Origin of the sequence: Saccharothrix variisporea (genome assembly GCF_003634995.1) — a bacterium.
In the GTDB taxonomy this organism is placed as follows: domain Bacteria; phylum Actinomycetota; class Actinomycetes; order Mycobacteriales; family Pseudonocardiaceae; genus Actinosynnema; species Actinosynnema variisporeum.
Genome location: NZ_RBXR01000001.1, coordinates 4,864,711 through 4,882,572 on the forward strand (window position 1 = coordinate 4,864,711; position 17,862 = coordinate 4,882,572).

A 17,862-nucleotide genomic window follows, 5' to 3' on the forward strand; every position below is an offset into this window, starting at 1 on the left:
ATGACCGGACGACCCCGCGGCGGCTAGGGTTTTGACCCCGGACGACGCAGGTGCAGGAGGGCAAGTTGCCGCGCGAGCCGATGAGCGTGGTCGACCGTGGCGCCGCCTGCCTGCTGGGCGGCGCCCTGGGTGATGCGCTGGGCGCGCCCGTCCAGTACCTGGGGTGGACCGATATCCAACGAGACCACGGCCCCGAGGGTGTTCTGGAACCGCCGCGTCCCGCTCTGGTGACCGACGACACCCAGCTCACGCTGTTCACCGCCGACGGCTACCTGCGGGCGTGGGTGCGCGGGCACACCACCGGCGAGTGGGAACCGGTGCGGGTGGTGTGGGAGAGCTACCGGCGGTGGCTGACCACCCAGCAGGTCGCCGCGCCGGAGCTGGGCGCGACCGGCCTGGTCGGCGACGAGCGCTTGTACTCCAGCCGGTCACCGGGCCTGACGTGCCTGCGCGCGCTGGCCGCCGACCGCCCGCCCACGCCGGAGGAGCCGCACAACGAGTCCTCCGGGTGCAACGGGGTCACGCGGACCGCGCCCGCAGGCTTCGCGCCGACCGCCGAGATCGCCTACGACCTGGGCTGCCGGTTCGCGGCGCTGACCCACGGCGGCACCGGCGGCTGGGTGGCCGGCGGGGCGTTCGCGCTGCTGATCCACCTGCTGGCGGTGAAGGCGCGGCCGTTGCGGGAGGCGGTGGACCAGGTGATCGGCCGGGTGCTGCGCGACGACCCGTACACGGCGAACACGCTGAACCGGGCCGTGCTGTTCGCCGACGAGCACTTGGCGCAGGGCTTCGAGTCGGTGCGCGTGGACCGGCTGGGCAGCGGGTGGACGGGCCCGGAGGCGCTGGCGATCGCCGTGCACACGGTGCTGGTGTACCCGCGGCGGTCGCAGTTCGTGGACGCGCTGCGGGCGGCGGCGAACCACTCGGGCGGCAGCGACGCGACCGCGGCCCTGACCGGGAACATCCTGGGCGCGTTGCACGGGACGGAGGCGTTGCCGCGCGACTGGCTCGCGGGGCTGGAGTTGGTCGACCTGCTGACCCGGCTCGGCACGGACCTGGGCCACTCGGTGACGGGCGCGGACTTCGACCACTCGCGCTACCTGTGAGGGCCTTCTCGGACACCACAGGCTTCGGCTGCCCGCTCCCGAATGCGGACAACCGAAGCCTGCCCTCCACGCGGTCGTCGCCGAGGCACGCCCCGAGCGCGGAACCCGGCTGACCTGCGCGGAGAAGGGAAACCCGTGCCGGAGACCGTAGCAGAGCGCGTGTGCCCCATCACGGCGGGCCCACCTCCTTAACGTTGTGAAGGAGTAGGGCACCATCGTCCGCGTGGGTCTGGGACGGGACACGATCGTGCGCGCGGCGCTGGCACTGCTCGACGACGTCGGCTTGGACGGCCTGACCCTGCGCCGCCTCGCCGACGAGCTGGACGTGCAGGCGCCGGCGCTCTACTGGCACGTCAAGAACAAGGCCGAACTGCTGCACGACATGGCGGCGGCGATCGTCCACGACGCCCTGCACGACCTGGAGGCGCCGCGGCGCGGCGAGTCGTGGGTGGACTGGACCGCCGACTGCGCCCACCGCCTGCGCGACGCGATGCGCACCCACCGAGACGGCGCCCGCGTGCTGTCCGGCACGTACCTGACCCACCTCTCCGGCCGCCCGCTGGAACTGGCCCTCCGAACCCTCTGCGACGCCGGTTTCTCGGCGCGCGACGCGGCCCGCGGCATCGGCACGGTCTTCTCGTACGTGCAGGGCTTCACCGTCGAAGAGCAGTCCACCCCGCAGCCCCCCGTGGACGCGACCCGCTTCCCCCTGGCGGCGCACGCCGTCACAGAACTGACCCACAACCCCGACGCCCGCTTCGAACACGGCCTGCGCCTCCTGCTGTCGGGCCTGCGCCTGTCCCGCTTCGGGGGCTGACCCATGCCGACTGACGCACGCGCAACAACCGCCCTCCCGATCCCCCTCCCTCCCACCCTTCCTCCCGCCCGCCGTCCCACCCTTCCTCCCGCCCTTCCTCCCGCCCTCCCGACCGCCCTGCACGACCCCTCCGCGCACGACCTGCGCCTCTCAGCCCGGCGCCCGTCCCGGATCGGCGGCTGACCCCCGTGCCGGCCGGCGTGCGCGCGATGACCGCCCTCCTGATCGCTCTCGACGGCCGCCCCGACACCACCGACTTGGGCGACTTGGCCGTGCAGGCCGTCCGCCAGGCCCCGCGCGACGACCCGGCAGCCCTCGCCGAACTCGCCGAGGTAGCCGGCTGGATCCTGTTCGAGGAAGAGCGCCTTCCCGAGGCCCACGCCCACAACGCCTTGGCGTTCACCCTTACACAGCACGGAAAATTTCAGTTCATCGAAAATTTAATTTCACTGAACCAAATATTTCTGCTCACCCGCCTGGGGCGCTACGGCGAGGCGCTGGCGTTGGCCGCGCGCGGGCTGGAGGGCGAGCGGTCGCGGAAGGTTCGGGGGATGTTCGCGTTGCGGCAGGCGCGGGTCTACTCGCGGGTCGGGCTGGCGAAGCAGGCGCGGGAAGCGTTGGTCCGCGCCCAGGACGTGCTCGAAGACGACCCGGCCGCGCCGGAGTGGGCCTGGTGGATCGACGAGGCGGAGCTGAACGGGCACCGGGCCGCCGTCCTGGCGAACCTCGGGCACCTGGAGGAAGCGGCCCTGCTGTTCCCGCCGGACGACGGGTTGAGGTTCCGCGAGGTGTTGAGCGCGATGCGGTTCCGGACGCTGCACGCGCTGGGCGAGTGGCGCGGCGACCGACCGGAGTTCCGCAGCCCGCGCGCCCGCCACACCGCGACCGGCGTTCCCGGCGGCCGGTGCACACGCTGTGGAGTACCGATTGCGTAAGCGAGAAGCGCATGCCGCGGACGCCGGCGGATGACGCCCGAGCGTGCGGCGACGTGGCGCGGGACCGCAAGTGGCCGCGATACCGAGCAGTTGGAGAGTCAGCGGCGAGGCCCTCCGACAAGGGCCAGGGGCGCGCTCAGCACCTGCGCGCGGCAGCCGGGTCAGCAGTACGGCCGGCGCGCGTATCAGACGCCGATCCTGTCGGGGACCTGTCGGGTTCCTGTCGATCCGCGCGGCGGTGCGCCGGCCGGGCAGGGGTGACGCACCATGGGCACGTGGACGACGCCGTACGACTGCTCGTGGTGGACGACGAGCCCCACATCGCCGACCTGGTGGCCACGGTCGCGCGGTACGAGGGGTGGCAGGCGGCCACGGCGGGGAGCGGGCGGGCCGCGTTGGCGGCGGTCGGTGACTTTCGGCCCGACATCGTCGTGCTCGACCTGATGCTGCCCGACCTCGACGGGTTCACCGTGTTGGACCGGCTGCGGTCGGCCGGTGCGATGGTTCCCGTCGTGTTCCTCACCGCCCGGGACGGCACGGCGGACCGCGTCGCCGGGCTGACCCGCGGTGGGGACGACTACCTGGTGAAACCGTTCTCCGTCGAGGAGCTGATGGCGCGGCTGCGGGCCGTCCTCAGGCGCAGCACCGGGCCGCAGTGGAAGCGGTCCGTGTTGGAGGTGGCGGACCTGGCGCTGGACGAGGACACCCGCGAGGTGCGCCGGGGCGGGCAGTTGGTGACGCTCACGCCCACCGAGTACGAGCTGCTGCGCTACCTGATGCGCCGCTCGCCGACCGTGCTGACGAAGGCCCAGATCCTCGACCACGTGTGGGAGTACGACTTCGGTGGCCGGTCCAACGTGGTCGAGCTGGTCGTCTCGCACCTGCGGCGCAAGCTGGACGTGGGTCGCGAGCCGTTGATCCACACCGTGCGCGGCGTCGGGTACGCGCTGCGCAAGGCCCCCGAGTGATGGGCGCCTACCGCAGGCTGGCGCTGGGCACGCGGCTCGCGCTGGGGCTGGGTGTGCTGGCGCTGGTGGTGTTCGCGGTGGTCGGGACGGTCATGGCGACCAGCATGGAGACCTACCTGGCGGCGAAGCTGGACGAGCAGGTGGGCAAGTCGCAGCAGGACCTGGAGAAGGAGATCCACCGGACGGGGAAGCTGACCAAGAACGTCTACGGCTGGTTCGCGGCGGTGTACCGGGTCGAGAACGGCACGGCGACCCTGGAACCGCCGTCCGTGCAGCCGAGCCCGGAGCTGCCGTCCGACCCGTCCGAACTGGCCGACGTGGCGCGGGCGACGACGGGCTCCGAGGCCGTGTTCCGCACCGAGTACCTGGAGGGGCACGGGACGTACCGGCTGCGGGGCTGTCCCCTGGGTGACGGCCAGGTGCTGGTCAGTGCCGCGCCGATGAACGACATCACCACCACCGTCCGGCAGCTGGTGCTGGTGGAGGTGGCCACGTTCCTGCTCGCGCTGGTCGCGTTGGTGGTGGTCGGCCGCGCGGTGCTGCGCCGTGGCCTGCAACCGCTGAGCGACATGGCGAAGACGGCCCGCGACATCACGTCCCACGACCTGACCGACTCGTCCCGGCTGCCGGTGCGGGCGGAGGGCGGCAACGGCGGCGTGGAGGTCGAGGAGCTGCGCACGGCGTTCAACACGATGCTGGACCACATCGACACCTCCCTGGCCGCCCGCACCGCCGCCGAGCAGCGCTTGCGCCGTTTCGTGGCGGACGCGTCGCACGAACTGCGCACCCCGCTGACGTCGATCCGCGGCTACGCCGACCTGTTCCGCTACGCGGCGGCCAACGCTCCTGAAGAACGCGAGGCCCACCTGGAGAAGCTCCGGTCGGAGGCGGCCCGGATGAGCGTCCTGCTGGAAGACCTCCTCCTGCTGGCCCGCCTGGACTCCGCCGAAGCCGAAACCCCGGTCCGCGCGGAACCCAACGACCTGGCCACCCTGATCCGCGAGTCGGCAGACGCCTTCCGCGCGGCCCGCCCCGACCACCCCCTGACCGTGACCACGCCCGAGTCGCTGCGCCTGAGCTTCGACCCGATCCGCCTGCGCCAGGTCGTCGACAACCTGCTGACCAACGCGGCCACCCACACGCCCGCCGGGACGGCGGTGTCGCTCGAGGTGTCGACCGAGGGCCGGTTCGCGGTGATCAGGGTCGGCGACTCGGGCCCCGGCATCCCGGCGGAGGACCAGCCGAGGATCTTCGACCGCTTCTACCGCGTGGACGACTCGCGAACCCGCGGCAGCGGCGGCAGCGGCTTGGGGCTGGCGGTGGTGCACTCGCTGGTCGTCGCACACGGCGGAACGATCACAGTGGACAGCCGTCCGGGCTCGACCGCGTTCACCATCAGGATTCCCAGGCCATGACCTCATGGCGCCCCGCCCGAGGGCGGGGCCGGTCAAGTCTGGAGCCGGTGAGGGGACTTGAACCCCTAACCTTTCGCTTACAAGGCGAGTGCTCTGCCAATTGAGCTACACCGGCGCGGCGGATGCGCCGGGGACATCGTAAGCGTCCCGACCAGGTGCTACCTGCGGCGAACGGTCTGCTCAGGGTGTGTCGGCGTTGGTCCGTCCGGAGGTCCGCAGCCCGTCCGAGTGGCCCAAGGAACACCTAAAACCGCTGGCCAGCGGCATCAACAGAGCTGAACGCTGCGTGATCGACTCACCCGCTCCGGGGACCCCGCACGGGGGTGGCGCATCACACAACGGCGGATGTGACACCGTCGGGCGTGGCTGAACCGTGATCCGTGAGGAGGACCGCCCGACGTGAGGCTGCGGCGCAAGCGGTACCGCGACCCCGGGACGTTGCCCGACCTGTGGCAACCCGTCGAAGGGCCGGCACTGCCCGACGACTCGACCGTGCACCTCGTGCTCGACCTCGCCCTGCGCGTCGGGGAGGTCCAGCTGGCCAGCGGTGCGGGGGCGGCGGATGCCACGGCCACGGTGATGGCGGTGGCCGACGCGTACGGGTTGCCGCGGACCGAGGTGGACGTGACGTTCACCTCGATCACCGTCTCCTGCCACCGGGGCACCGAGGCCGCGCCGATCACCGCCTTGCGGGTGGTGCGCAGTCGCGGCCTGGACTACACGCGGTTGGCCGCCCTGGAGAACCTCATCCGCCGCATCACCGAGAACGACACCAGGCCCGCCGACGCCTACGCCGAGCTCGACAAGATCACCAAGCAGCCGCACCCCTACCCGCGCTGGGTCGCCACGCTGGCCTGGGCGGGCATGGCGGGCGCGGTGGCGTTCCTGGTCGGCGGCGGGCCGTTGCTGGCGTTGGCCGCCGCGCTGGTCACGGCCGTGATCGACCGGGTGGGTCGGCTGCTCAACCGGCGGGCGCTGCCGTTCTTCTTCCAGCAGGTCGTGGGCGGGGCGCTGGCCACGGCGGCGGCGATGGTCATGTACGCGACGGACGCCTTGCCGGCGGTGCGGCCCTCGTTGCTCGTCGCGACCGGGATCGTGGTGCTGCTGTCCGGGTTGTCGCTGGTCGGCGCGGTGCAGGACGCGATAACCGGGTACAACGTCACCGCCGCCGGCCGGCTGATGGAGATCGCGCTGCTCACCGCGGGCCTGATCACCGGCATCGCCCTCACCCTCCGCGCGGCCGTGCAGTTCGGGGTCCGGAGCTCCCTGACCGACCCCCTGCCGCCGCTGATCTCCGACGTGCCGGTGCAGTTCCTCGCGGGCGCGGCTACCTCGGCTTTCTTCGCGCTCGCCGCCTACGCTCCGCTCAACGCGCTGCCGATCGCGGCGGCGGCGGGCGCGGTGGGCACCGGCACGTACGGGCTGCTCGTGCTCACCGGCACGAACGTGATCACCTGTTCGGCGGTGGCCGCCACCGTGGTGGGGTTCGGCGGCGCGGTGATCTCCCGCCGGCTGCGCACCCCGCCGCTGGTGGTCGCCGTGGCGGGCATGGTGCCGCTGCTCCCGGGCTGGACCACCTACCGCGGTCTTTACCAGCTGACCATCGAGCGCGACGGCGGCGGCCTGTCGACCCTCGTGCTGGCCGCCGGGACGGCGTTGGCGCTGGCCAGCGGGGTGGTGCTGGGCGAGTTCCTGGCGCGGCCGGTGCGCAGCGGGCTGAGCCGGTTGGAGCGGAGGTTGGCCGGGCCCCGGTTGTCCGGCCCACTGCGTCCCGCCAAGCGCCGGGTCGAGTAGCGCTCCACTTGGGGGTGACGTTGCTCCTACCTCCGTGAACACCGTGTGACGGACCTCGCTGCGGGGCATTCCGGAACGAGCGTTCCCACTACCCTCTGTGGTGGGCGCACAAACCGTGAAGATGCCGCCGCGCGAGCCGGGGCAGGTGGACACAGGAGGCGTTACCAGGTGAGTGGCATTGGCGAGAACGGCGCGGACTTCCTGGTGGTGGCCAACCGCTTGCCGGTGGACCTGGAGCGACTGCCGGACGGGACCGAGCGCTGGAAGCACAGCCCCGGCGGTCTGGTCAGCGCCCTGGAGCCGTTCCTGCGGTCGCACAGCGGCGCGTGGGTGGGCTGGCCGGGCGTCGCGGACGCGGAGGTCGAGGCGTTCGAGGAGGACGGCCTCCAGCTGCACCCCGTGTCCCTGAGCTCGGCCGAGGTGCGCGACTACTACGAGGGCTTCTCCAACGGCACGCTGTGGCCGCTCTACCACGACGTCGTCGCGCCGCCCGCGTTCCACCGGCGCTGGTGGAACGCCTACGTCCGGGTCAACCAGCGGTTCGCGGACGTGACGGCGAAGGTGGCCGCGCAGGGCGCGACCGTGTGGGTGCAGGACTACCAGCTCCAGCTGGTGCCGGCGATGCTGCGCGAGCTGCGGCCCGACCTGCGGATCGGGTTCTTCCTGCACATCCCGTTCCCGCCGGTGGAGCTGTTCATGCAGCTGCCGTGGCGCACGGAGATCATCCGCGGGCTGCTCGGAGCGGACCTGGTCGGCTTCCACCGGCCCGGCGGCGCGCAGAACTTCCTCTGGCTGGCCCGCCGCCTGGTCGGCCTGGAGCCCAGCCGCGGCGCGGTCGGCGTGCGCACCCGGCCGGGTGTGGTGCAGGTCGGCGACCGCACGGTCCGGGTCGGCGCGTTCCCCATCTCCATCGACTCGGCCGGGCTGGACGCGCTGGCCCGCAGCAAGGAGGTCCAGGCGCACGCGCGGCAGATCCGCGAGGACCTGGGCCGGCCGAAGAAGATCCTGCTCGGCGTGGACCGGCTCGACTACACCAAGGGCATCGACGTCCGGCTGCGCGCGCTGCACGAGCTGCTCGAGGACGGCCGCGTCGACCCGCGGGACGTCACGATGATCCAGCTCGCCACGCCCAGCCGGGAGCGGGTCGAGCACTACAAGCAGATGCGCAGCGAGATCGAACAAGCCGTGGGAAGGATCAACGGCGAGTTCTCCACGGTCGGGCACACCGTCGTCCATTACTTGCACCAATCGGTCGATCGACGCGAGTTGACCGCATTTATGACTGCTGCGGACGTCATGGTCGTCACGCCCGTTCGAGACGGCATGAATCTTGTCTGCAAGGAGTACGTGGCCTGCCGCTACGACTTGGGCGGCGCACTCGTGCTGTCCGAGTTCGCCGGGGCCGCCGCCGAGTTGACCAGCGCTTTCTTGGTCAACCCGCACGACCTGGACGGCGTGAAAAATGCTCTGGAAGCCGCCCTGACACTCGATCCGGCGGAGGGTCGCCGTAGGATGCGCGCGCTGCGCCGCCAAGTCCTCACGCATGACGTCGACCGTTGGGCTCGTTCGTTCCTTGACGCCTTGGGCACGCAGAGCGCAATCTGAATCAGTTCAGGCTATCTGAATCAGTTCAGACCTTGCACACCGACCTGTCCCACCGAGTCTTGAGGAGGGGCGTTGACCGCCGAAGCCCTCCCCGCCGAGCTCCGCCGTGCGATCGTGCAGCTCGCTCGCACACCGCGCCTTCTGGTCGCGTGCGACTACGACGGGACACTGGCTCCGATCGTGGCCAACCCCGAGGACGCCCGCCCGCTGACCGAGTCGGTGGGCGCGCTGCGCTCGCTGGCCGGTCTGCACGAGACCACGACGGCGGTGATCTCCGGACGGGCCCTGCGCGACCTCGCGACGCTGTCCCGGCTGCCGTCCGAGGTGCACCTCGTGGGCTCGCACGGGTCGGAGTTCGACGTCGGTTTCGTCCACGCGCTGGACGCCGACGCGAAGGCCCTGCACCGCCGGCTGGAAGCGGCACTTGAAACGATTGTCGAGGGCCACGAGGGCGTCGGTCTGGAGGTCAAGCCGGCGAGCATCGCGGTGCACGTCCGGCGGGCCGACCCGGCCGTCGGCGAGCGGGTCCTGGACGCCGTGCGCAGCGGTCCGAGCACGTGGGACGGCGTGCAGGTGACCGAGGGCAAGGCCGTGATCGAGCTCGCCGTCGTGCAGACCGACAAGGGCCACGCGCTGGACGTCCTGCGGCACCGGGTGTCCGCGACCGCGTCGATCTTCGTGGGCGACGACGTCACCGACGAGAAGGCCTTCGCCCGGCTGTCCGGGCCGGACGTGGGCATCAAGGTCGGCGACGGCGAGTCGCTGGCCGAGTTCCGCATCGACGACACCCTCGACGTGGCCACGGTGCTCGCGTTCCTGTTCGAGGAGCGCCGCAACTGGCTGCACGGCGACCAGGCCGTGCCGATCGAGCGGCTGACCATGCTCGCCAACGAGCGCTCGGTCGCCCTGCTCACCCCCGACGCGCGCGTGAACTGGCTGTGCCACCCCGAGCCGGACTCGGCGGCGGTGTTCGCCGACCTGCTCGGCGGGCCGGCGGCGGGCCACTTCTCGATCAAGCCCGAGCACGGGTCGCTGCCGCTGGGCCAGCGGTACGTCCCCGGCACGATGATCGTGGAGACCCGCTGGTCGCGGCTGCTGGTCACCGACTACCTCGACCACGACCTGGCCTCCCACCGCACCGACCTGGTGCGGCGCATCTCCGGCTCCACCAACGCGGTGATCACCTTCGCGCCGCGCCCCGAGTTCGGCCAGGTCCCGGTGCGGCTGCTGCGCGAGCGCGACGGCCTGCGCGTGGTCGGCACGTCCGACCCGATGGTGCTGCGCTCCCCCGGCGTGGACTGGCAGATCACCTCCGACGGCATCCAGGAGACGGCCACGGCCGTCGTGCGGCCCCGCGAGGGCGCGCCGATCCTGCTGGAGCTGCGGTGCGGCACGGACGACCTGTCCGAGGCCACGCTGGGCGAGCCGGAGCGGCGGGCGCGCGCCGGGTCGTTCTGGTCGGACTGGGCGGCGACGCTGAAGCTGCCCACCGTCGAGACGGACCTGGTGCTGCGGTCGGCGCTCACGCTCAAGGGCCTCGTGCACCACGACACCGGCGCGATCATGGCCGCCGCCACCACGTCGCTGCCCGAGGAGCTGGGCGGCATCCGCAACTGGGACTACCGGTACTGCTGGCTGCGGGACGCGGCGCTGACCGCGCAGGCGCTGGTGTCGCTGGGTTCGCTGAGCGAGGCCGAGAACTTCCTGGGCTGGGTGCACGGCGTGCTGGCCACGCTGCCCGGCCCGGAGCGCCTGCACCCGCTGTACACGCTGCAGGGCACCATGCTGGGCGCCGAGGCCGTGATCGACACCCTCCCGGGTTACGCGGGCTCCCGGCCCGTCCGGGTGGGCAACTTGGCCAACCAGCAGGTGCAGCTCGACGTGTTCGGCCCGGTCGTGGACCTGGTCGTGCAGCTGGCCGCCGCGCGCGGGTCGCTCACCGACCAGGACTGGGCGATGGTGCAGGCCATGGCCGAGGCGGTCGCCCGGCGCTGGCACGAACCCGACCACGGCATCTGGGAAGAGCGCCACGCGCCACGCCACCACGTGTACTCCAAGGTCATGTGCTGGGTGACGCTGGACCGCGCGGTGTCGCTGGGCGAGACCTACGGGCGCGAGATCGACCCGTCCTGGCCGGTGCTGCGCGACACCATCTCCAACGACGTGCTCAAGCACGGGTGGAGCGAGGAAGCGCAGTCGTTCACCACGGCCTACGACGGCGACGACCTCGACGCGGCGTCCCTGCACGTCGGCCTGACCGGCCTGATCGACCCGACCGACGACCGCTTCCAGGCCACCGTCACGGCCATCGAGGCGGAGCTGCGGTCGGGGTCCACGGTGTACCGGTACCGGCGCGACGACGGCCTGCCCGGCGACGAGGGCGGCTTCCACCTGTGCGCGGCGTGGATGATCGAGGCGTACCTGCTCACCGGCCGCCGCACGGAGGCCGAGGAGCTGTTCGCGCAGATGGTCGACGCGGCCGGGCCCACGGGCCTGCTGCCCGAGGAGTACGACCCGATCGCGGAGCGCTCCCTGGGCAACCACCCGCAGGCCTACAGCCACCTCGGCCTGATCCGCTGCGCGCAACTGCTGGCGAAGTAGCGCTGGGTGCGTCGAACGCCCCCGGTTTCGCGGCCGGGGGCGTTCGTCATTTCTTGAGCTTGAGCAGCTGCAGGGCCTCGAACAGGTCGTGGGCGACCAGGGCCCGGGTCTCCGGGGGCAGCGGGCCGGCGTCCGGCGGGACCAGGGCCTTCGTGTAGCCGAGGCGGGCGGCCTCGGTGAGCCTTCGGCCGACGCCGTTGACCCGGCGCAGCTCACCGGACAGCCCGACCTCGCCGACCACGACCAGGTCGTGCGGCAGGGGCTGGTCGGTGGCGGCCGAGGCGACCGCGAGGGCCACGGCGAGGTCCACGGCCGGTTCGGTGAGCTTCATGCCGCCGACGGTCGCGGTGAAGACGTCCTTGTTGTGCAGGGCCATCCGGCCGCGCTTCTCCAGCACCGCCAGCGCCATCGCGACCCGCGCCGAGTCCAGGCCGCTGACCGCGCGCCGGGGCGAGGGCAGGTTCGTGGGCGTGACCAGCGCCTGGACCTCGCCCAGCATGGGGCGCTTGCCCTCCACGACGACGGTCACGGCGGTGCCGGTGACGTCCTGGTCGCGGCGGTTGAGGAACAGGCCGGACGGGTCGGGGACGCCCACGATGCCGTCGTCGCGCAGCTCGAAGCAGCCCACCTCGTCGGCCGCGCCGAACCGGTTCTTGATGCCGCGGACCAGGCGCAGGCTGGAGTGCCGGTCGCCCTCGAACTGGAGGACGACGTCCACCAGGTGCTCCAGGACGCGGGGTCCGGCGACCGAGCCGTCCTTGGTGACGTGCCCGACCAGCACGATCGGCAGGCCGCGTTCCTTGGCCAGGGCGACCAGGCCCGCCGTGACGGCCCGGACCTGCGTGACGCCGCCGGGTGTGCCGTCCACCTCGGGCGAGGACATGGTCTGGACGGAGTCGACGATCAGCACGCCGGGGTTGACGGCCTCGACCTGGCCGAGGACGGCGCTCAGGTCGCTCTCGGCGGCGAGGTACATCTGGCCGTGGATGTTGCCGGTGCGCTCGGCGCGCAGCCGGACCTGGCCCGCGGACTCCTCGCCGGTGATGTAGAGCGAGGGCACGGACCCCTTCACGGCCCACTGGTAGGCGACCTCCAGCAGCAGGGTCGACTTGCCCACCCCCGGCTCGCCCGCGAGCAGCACGACCGCGCCCGGCACCAGCCCGCCGCCGAGCACGCGGTCCAGCTCGGCCACCCCGGTCTTGCGCGCGCGGGCCGACTCGATGTCCACCTCGCCGATGGGGCGCGCGGGGGCACTGGGCGCACCGGCGACCACGCGGGCCAGCGCGGACCGGCTCACGCCGCGCTCTTCGACGGTGCCCCAGGCCTGGCACTCGGGACACCGCCCCACCCACTTGGCCACCTCGTGCCCGCACTCGGCACACCGGTAGGAAGCCTTCACCGCACGCCCGTTCTTGACCACGGGGTGCAGGCTAACGACCACCCCCGACAGTCCCGGGCGTGCCGGCACGGGAAGCGCGAAGGCCCGTCCCCGGCGAACCGGGAACGGGCCTTCGTCGTGGCCTTGCGCTCAGTGCCGCGCGCTCAGTGCCGCGCGCTCAGTGCTCGGAGGCGCCTTCCTTGCGCGGCTCCGGGGTGGCGCCGATCGGCAGGTCCAGGGTGATCGGGCCGGCCTTCTCGAACAGGAAGGTCACCCGCAGGGTCTGGCCCGGCCGCAGGTCGCCCTTGAAGTCCTTCAGCACGATCTTGACCTTGCCCGGCTCGCTCGGCTTGGCCGACGCCGACACCGAGGCCGACGGGTTGCGGGTCGTGGTCGGCGGGCCCGAGATCGACGTGCCCGAGGCGGACGTCGTGGTGGTCGTGGTCGAGCCCGCGGCCGGGGTCGTCGTGGTCGTCGTCGTGCCCGAGGTGCCGTGGCTGTCGGAGGACGAGGTGGACGTGGCCGACGCGGACGACGACGCCGGGTGCGACGTGGTGGTCTGGTGGCTGCCGGCGTCGTCCTGGTCCGCGCCGCCGCTGATGGCGGTGCCCGGCTCCAGGTCCTTGTCGCCGGTGATCTCGGCCTCGGCCGAGCGGTCGCTGGTGACCGACAGCAGCTTGTCCGCCTCGCCGCCGTTGTTCGCGATCAGGACCACGACCGGGGCGTTGTCGCCCTCCTCGTAGTACCCGTGCGCGACCGGGAACAGCAGCTGGGCGTCGCGGACGGCGATGGTCCCGACCGTCCCGCTCGCACCGTTGACGGCCGCCACCTGGGTGTCGGTCTGCGTGACCTGACCTGCGCTGCAACCCGCGGCGGCGAGGCCGAGGCCGGTCGCCACGGCGGCCACGACGGCCAGGCGGCGAGACGCTGGGGACTTCTGCGGTGCGCGACCCACGGCTGCTCGGATCCTTCCGGTGTGTTGACACAGGCGGGCCGTACCCGGCAGTAGGCCGGTCGACCACCAGTCCAGGAGCCTAACGGGGCCGGTGACGGCCTACCTCATGTGGTGCCCCACAGCGCCCCCGCGCTGCGCGTCGCGACCGTGCCAGGTCGTCCACTGTGGAGCAAGATCGACCTGGGCCGTTGCACGTCGCCGGGTGGTTTGTCAACCCCCCTCGTGGCCCTGACCTGCGCGAACTGATCTCCGGACGCCGAAGAGGGGATTGCTCGACGTGTTAGGATGGGGTTAGCGAAAGGGGCAGAGGACACATGGTTTTCAAGGTCGGAGAGACCGTCGTCTACCCGCACCACGGTGCCGCTCTCATCGAAGCAATCGAGACCCGTGTGATCAAGGGCGAGGAGAAGAAGTACCTCGTTCTGAAGGTTGCCCAGGGCGACCTCACGGTTCGCGTCCCCGCTGACAACGCCGAGATCGTCGGCGTGCGCGACGTGGTGGGCCAAGAGGGTCTCGACCGGGTCTTCGAGGTCTTGCGCGCTCCTCACACCGAGGAGCCGACCAACTGGTCCCGGCGGTACAAGGCCAACCTCGAGAAGCTCGCGTCCGGTGACGTGAACAAGGTGGCCGAAGTGGTGCGCGACCTCTGGCGGCGCGAGAAGGATCGCGGACTGTCCGCTGGTGAGAAGCGGATGCTGGCGAAGGCTCGACAGATACTGGTTAGCGAACTGGCGCTCGCCGAGGGCACCGACGAGGACAAGGCGGAGGTCCTCCTCGACGAGGTTCTCGCCACCGCGTCCTGACCCTCGACATCCGAAGAACAAGAACAACATGGGTGTGGTCGCGCTCGTGCCCGCGGCGGGCCGGGGAGAGCGGCTCGGACACGCTGTGCCCAAGGCACTCGTGCCGGTCGACGGCGTTCCGCTGCTGGTGAGAGCGGTGCGCGGCCTGTTCGCGGCGGGTTGCGTGCGGCACGTGGTGATCGCCGCGCCACCGTCCGATGTAGACACCGTGAGAACCGTCACCGCCCCGTTGGCGCCCGCCGACGGGGCGGTGCGCGTGCTCGCGGGCGGCGCGGAGCGGTCGGACTCGGTCCGGCTGGCGCTGGCGCACGCGTTGCGCGAGTTCCCGGACACGGACGTCGTGCTGGTGCACGACGCCGCCCGCGCGTTCACCCCGCCGCAGGTCATCACGGCCGTGGTGGACGCCGTTCGCGCTGGTCACCCGGCGGTCATCCCGGTGCTGCCGGTGGCCGACACGGTCAAGCAGGTCGACGCGGACGGTGTGGTGGTCGCCACGCCGGACCGGTCGGCGCTGCGCGTGGTCCAGACCCCTCAGGGTTTCGACGCGGGCACGCTGCTGCGCGCGCACGAGTCGGGCCTGCACGCCACCGACGACGCGGGCCTGGTGGAACGGCTCGGTGTGCCGGTCACCACGGTCCCGGGGCACCCGGACGCGTTGAAGATCACCACCCCGTTCGACCTCGCGGTCGCGGAGGCGCTGCTCGTGGGAGGCCAGGCGTGAGGGTCGGCATCGGCTCCGACGTCCACCAGGTGGAACGGGGCCGGGAGTGCTGGATCGCCGGTCTCCGCTGGGAGGGCGTCGACGGGTGCGCGGGTCACTCGGACGGCGACGTCGCCGCGCACGCCCTGTGCGACGCGCTGCTGTCGGCCGCCGGACTGGGTGACCTCGGTGCGGTGTTCGGCACCAGCGACCCCCGGTGGTCCGGTCGGCACGGCGTGGAGTTCCTCGCCGAGGTGCGCAGACTGCTGGGCGAGGCGGGCTGGCGCGTCGGCAACGCCTCGGTGCAGGTGATCGGCAACGCGCCCAAGGTCGGCAAGCGCCGGGACGAGGCGCAGCGGGTGCTGTCGGAGGCCGTGGGCGGCCCGGTCGCGGTCAGCGGCACCACCACGGACGGCCTGGGTCTCACGGGCCGGGGCGAGGGCATCGCGGCCATCGCCACGGCGTTGATCGTCCCGCTAGCCTGAGGTCCATGGCGATCTCCCTCAGCGCCGCGACCCGCGCCCTGGTCGACGGCCCGAACTACGCCACCCTCGCCACGATCAACCCGGACGGCAGTCCGCACAGCTCCGTCATGTGGATCACCCGTGACGGCGACGACCTGCTGTTCTCGACCTTGCGCGACCGGGTGAAGGAACGCAACGCCCGCCGCGACCCGCGCGTGAGCATCAGCGTCTGGGACCTCAAGGACCCGGAGGTCTACGCGGAGATCCGCGGGACGGTCACGATCACCGAGGACCCGGAGCGCTCGCTGGCCAACACGCTGTCCCACAAGTACACGGGCAAGGACTTCCCCGAGGAGACCCCGGACAAGGTCCGCGTGGTCCTCCGCGTGACGCCGACCAAGGTCGCCGGCAACGCGGCGTGACCGCCGGCGGCGGTCGGGTGGATCCCGGCACCGGTCGGGTGGCCGTGGCGAGTTTCGTCGGCACGGCCATCGAGTTCTACGACTTCTACCTCTACGGCACGGCCGCCGCCCTGGTCCTCAACTCCGCCTTCTTCCCCACCCTGTCCCCGGTAGCGGGCAGCCTGGCCGCGTTCTCCACCTTCGCCGTGGCGTTCGTCGCCCGTCCGCTGGGCGCGTTGCTCTTCGGGCACCTCGGCGACCGGAGGGGCCGCAAGTCGACGCTCGTGGCCTCGCTGCTGGTCATGGGCTGCGCCACGGTCGCGATCGGCCTCCTCCCCGGCTACGACGCGATCGGCGTGGCCGCACCGGTCGCGCTCACCGCCCTCCGGTTCCTCCAAGGGCTCGGGCTCGGTGGCGAGTGGGGTGGGGCCGCGTTGCTCGCCAACGAGTGCGCGCCGCCCGGCCGCAAGGGCTGGTACTCGACGTTCCCGCAGGTCGGACCGGCTGTGGGGTTCGCGCTGGCGAGCGGCTCGTTCCTCGTCCTGTCGACCGCCCTGAGCGACGACGCCTTCCGGGACTGGGGCTGGCGGGTGCCGTTCCTGGCCTCGGCCGTGCTGGTCCTCGTCGGGCTGCGGGTGCGGTTGACCATCGCGGAGACGCCGGAGTTCGCGCGGCTCACCGCACAACGGGAGCGCAGCTCGAAACCGCTGCTCGACATGCTCCGCGAAGCACCGGCCAGGCTGTTCGGCGCGGGCGGGACGATCGTCGTCTGCTACGTCCTGTTCTACGTCGCCACCACGTTCGGGCTGGCCTACGCGACCAAGACCCTCGGCCGCCCGCGCGGCGACGTCCTGCTGGACCAGATCGCCGCCGTGGGAGCGATGGCGCTGACCACCGTCGTGGCCTGCCGCGCCGCCGACCGGTTCGGGCGCAAACCCGTGCTGGTCACCGGGTGCCTCGCCGCGATCGCCGCCGGGGTCACCCTGCCCGGCGGGCACCCGGTGTTCGCGCTGGCCGCGATGGGCTGGGTGTACGGGCCGCTGGGCGCGTTCCTGCCCGAGCTGTTCCCCGCCCGGTTCCGCTACTCCGCCTCCTCGTTCGCCTACACCCTGGGCGGCGTGCTCGGCGGCGCGCTCGCCCCGACCCTCGCCACCCACCTCGTCAGCGCGCACGGGACCGGGGCGATCGGCTGGTACGTGGCGGCAGCGGCGGCGGTGAGTGTGGCGTGCGTCCTGCTCCTGCCGGAAACCTACAAAGCCAGGTCTGGACCACGTAGCGTGCGGTTGTGACGATCCGCGCCGTCCTCTTCGACTTCTCCGGCACGTTGTTCCGGCTCGAACACGACTCCCTCACCGCGCACGCGGACCTCATGCGGGCGCTCACCGCGCCGGTCGGCCTCGACCCGAGCCTGGGCGTGGACCCCGACGAGTGGGAGCGCCGCGACCTCGACGGCGACGTGCACCGCGAGCTGCACCTCAAGGTGCTGGAGAAGGCCGGCGCGGCGGACCCGGCGGCGTTCTACGACCAGCTGGTCAGCCCGCCGTTCTGGCAGCCCTACCCGGACACCGCGCAGGCCCTGGGCACCGAGCTGCCGACCGCCGTGGTCAGCAACATCGCCTGGGACATCCGGACCGTGTTCGCCCGGCACGGCGTGGAGCACCGGGTCGACGAGTACGTGCTGTCCTTCGAGGTCGGCCACGCCAAGCCGGACCCCAAGATCTTCCAGATCGCCTGCGAACGCCTGGGCGTGCACCCCAGCGAGGCGCTGATGATCGGCGACAGCGAGGAGGCCGACGGCGGCGCGGCGGCGATCGGCTGCCAGGTCGCGATCGTGCCGCCGCTGGAGACGGCCCAGCGGCCCGGCGCCCTGGTGGACATCCTCAAGAGTCACCTGGCATAAGCACACGAGCCCGGTCGATT

16 protein-coding genes and 1 tRNA gene are annotated in these 17,862 nt (G+C 72.1%); 14 read left to right on the top strand and 3 right to left on the bottom strand.

The window, feature by feature from the left end; all coding sequences use genetic code 11:
- Window positions 1-80: 80 nt before the first annotated feature.
- From DFJ66_RS21760 to DFJ66_RS21780, 5 genes are all read left to right on the top strand, one after another.
- A complete protein-coding gene (locus DFJ66_RS21760; RefSeq protein WP_246029850.1) occupies window positions 81-1,106 on the top strand; it encodes an ADP-ribosylglycohydrolase family protein in 1,026 nt (341 codons plus the stop codon).
- A 223-nt stretch (window positions 1,107-1,329) separates the two neighbouring features.
- The gene (locus tag DFJ66_RS21765) at window positions 1,330-1,923 is read left to right on the top strand and encodes a TetR/AcrR family transcriptional regulator C-terminal domain-containing protein (RefSeq protein WP_121223506.1); all 594 of its coding nucleotides are present in this window, start codon (window positions 1,330-1,332) and stop codon (window positions 1,921-1,923) included.
- 209 nt (window positions 1,924-2,132) lie between these two features.
- Window positions 2,133-2,858, top strand: coding sequence for an NsdA family TPR-like regulatory protein (locus DFJ66_RS21770; protein WP_147459330.1), 726 nt, complete (start codon window positions 2,133-2,135; stop codon window positions 2,856-2,858).
- A gap of 275 nt (window positions 2,859-3,133) precedes the next feature.
- Window positions 3,134-3,826 (top strand): response regulator transcription factor, encoded by a 693-nt coding sequence (locus tag DFJ66_RS21775; protein ID WP_121223508.1) that lies wholly within the window; start codon window positions 3,134-3,136, stop codon window positions 3,824-3,826.
- Entirely contained in the window at window positions 3,826-5,241 is a 1,416-nt protein-coding gene (locus DFJ66_RS21780; protein WP_121223509.1) for a sensor histidine kinase, read from the top strand. Before DFJ66_RS21775 ends, DFJ66_RS21780 begins: the two co-directional genes overlap by 1 nt.
- Before the next feature lie 39 nt (window positions 5,242-5,280).
- Here DFJ66_RS21780 and DFJ66_RS21785 read toward each other — a convergent pair.
- Window positions 5,281-5,356: transfer RNA gene (locus DFJ66_RS21785), tRNA-Thr, on the bottom strand.
- A gap of 284 nt (window positions 5,357-5,640) precedes the next feature.
- Between DFJ66_RS21785 and DFJ66_RS21790 the strand changes: the two genes are divergently transcribed.
- The 3 genes from DFJ66_RS21790 (at window position 5,641) to otsB (ending at window position 11,241) form a co-directional block, all read left to right on the top strand.
- Entirely contained in the window at window positions 5,641-7,035 is a 1,395-nt protein-coding gene (locus tag DFJ66_RS21790) for a threonine/serine exporter family protein (protein ID WP_121223510.1), read from the top strand.
- Between the two features lie 168 nt (window positions 7,036-7,203).
- Complete coding sequence (locus tag DFJ66_RS21795; protein WP_121223511.1) at window positions 7,204-8,640, top strand: alpha,alpha-trehalose-phosphate synthase (UDP-forming); 1,437 nt, start codon at window positions 7,204-7,206, stop codon at window positions 8,638-8,640.
- A 72-nt stretch (window positions 8,641-8,712) separates the two neighbouring features.
- On the top strand, window positions 8,713-11,241 hold the full coding sequence (gene otsB / locus DFJ66_RS21800) for a trehalose-phosphatase (protein WP_121223512.1): 2,529 nt from the start codon (window positions 8,713-8,715) through the stop codon (window positions 11,239-11,241).
- Between the two features lie 46 nt (window positions 11,242-11,287).
- On the opposite strand, the gene radA is transcribed toward otsB, so the two are convergent.
- A complete protein-coding gene (gene radA / locus DFJ66_RS21805) occupies window positions 11,288-12,661 on the bottom strand; it encodes a DNA repair protein RadA (RefSeq protein ID WP_211351266.1) in 1,374 nt (457 codons plus the stop codon).
- Window positions 12,662-12,797: 136 nt separating this feature from the next.
- Complete coding sequence (locus tag DFJ66_RS21810) at window positions 12,798-13,574, bottom strand: copper chaperone PCu(A)C domain-containing protein (RefSeq protein WP_121223513.1); 777 nt, start codon at window positions 13,572-13,574, stop codon at window positions 12,798-12,800.
- 314 nt (window positions 13,575-13,888) lie between these two features.
- On the opposite strand from DFJ66_RS21810, the gene DFJ66_RS21815 reads away from it, so the two are divergent.
- Genes DFJ66_RS21815 through DFJ66_RS21840 form a run of 6 tightly spaced genes read left to right on the top strand, consistent with a single transcriptional unit; the run spans window position 13,889 to window position 17,842 of the window.
- The gene (locus DFJ66_RS21815; protein WP_065915127.1) at window positions 13,889-14,377 is read left to right on the top strand and encodes a CarD family transcriptional regulator; all 489 of its coding nucleotides are present in this window, start codon (window positions 13,889-13,891) and stop codon (window positions 14,375-14,377) included.
- A gap of 28 nt (window positions 14,378-14,405) precedes the next feature.
- Window positions 14,406-15,098 carry a 2-C-methyl-D-erythritol 4-phosphate cytidylyltransferase gene (gene ispD, locus DFJ66_RS21820; protein ID WP_121223514.1) on the top strand — a complete coding sequence of 231 codons (693 nt, stop codon included), beginning with the start codon at window positions 14,406-14,408 and terminating at the stop codon, window positions 15,096-15,098.
- Window positions 15,095-15,562, top strand: a complete 468-nt coding sequence (gene ispF / locus DFJ66_RS21825; protein WP_121223515.1) for a 2-C-methyl-D-erythritol 2,4-cyclodiphosphate synthase — start codon at window positions 15,095-15,097, stop codon at window positions 15,560-15,562. Before ispD ends, ispF begins: the two co-directional genes overlap by 4 nt.
- 5 nt (window positions 15,563-15,567) lie before the next feature.
- Window positions 15,568-15,963: a PPOX class F420-dependent oxidoreductase gene (locus DFJ66_RS21830; protein WP_121223516.1), complete on the top strand. Its 396-nt coding sequence runs from the start codon at window positions 15,568-15,570 to the stop codon at window positions 15,961-15,963.
- Window positions 15,960-17,231, top strand: coding sequence for an MFS transporter (locus tag DFJ66_RS21835; RefSeq protein ID WP_246029851.1), 1,272 nt, complete (start codon window positions 15,960-15,962; stop codon window positions 17,229-17,231). The genes DFJ66_RS21830 and DFJ66_RS21835 overlap by 4 nt, the downstream gene beginning before the upstream one ends.
- Window positions 17,228-17,842, top strand: coding sequence for an HAD family hydrolase (locus DFJ66_RS21840; protein WP_121223517.1), 615 nt, complete (start codon window positions 17,228-17,230; stop codon window positions 17,840-17,842). Before DFJ66_RS21835 ends, DFJ66_RS21840 begins: the two co-directional genes overlap by 4 nt.
- Window positions 17,843-17,862 lie beyond the last annotated feature (20 nt).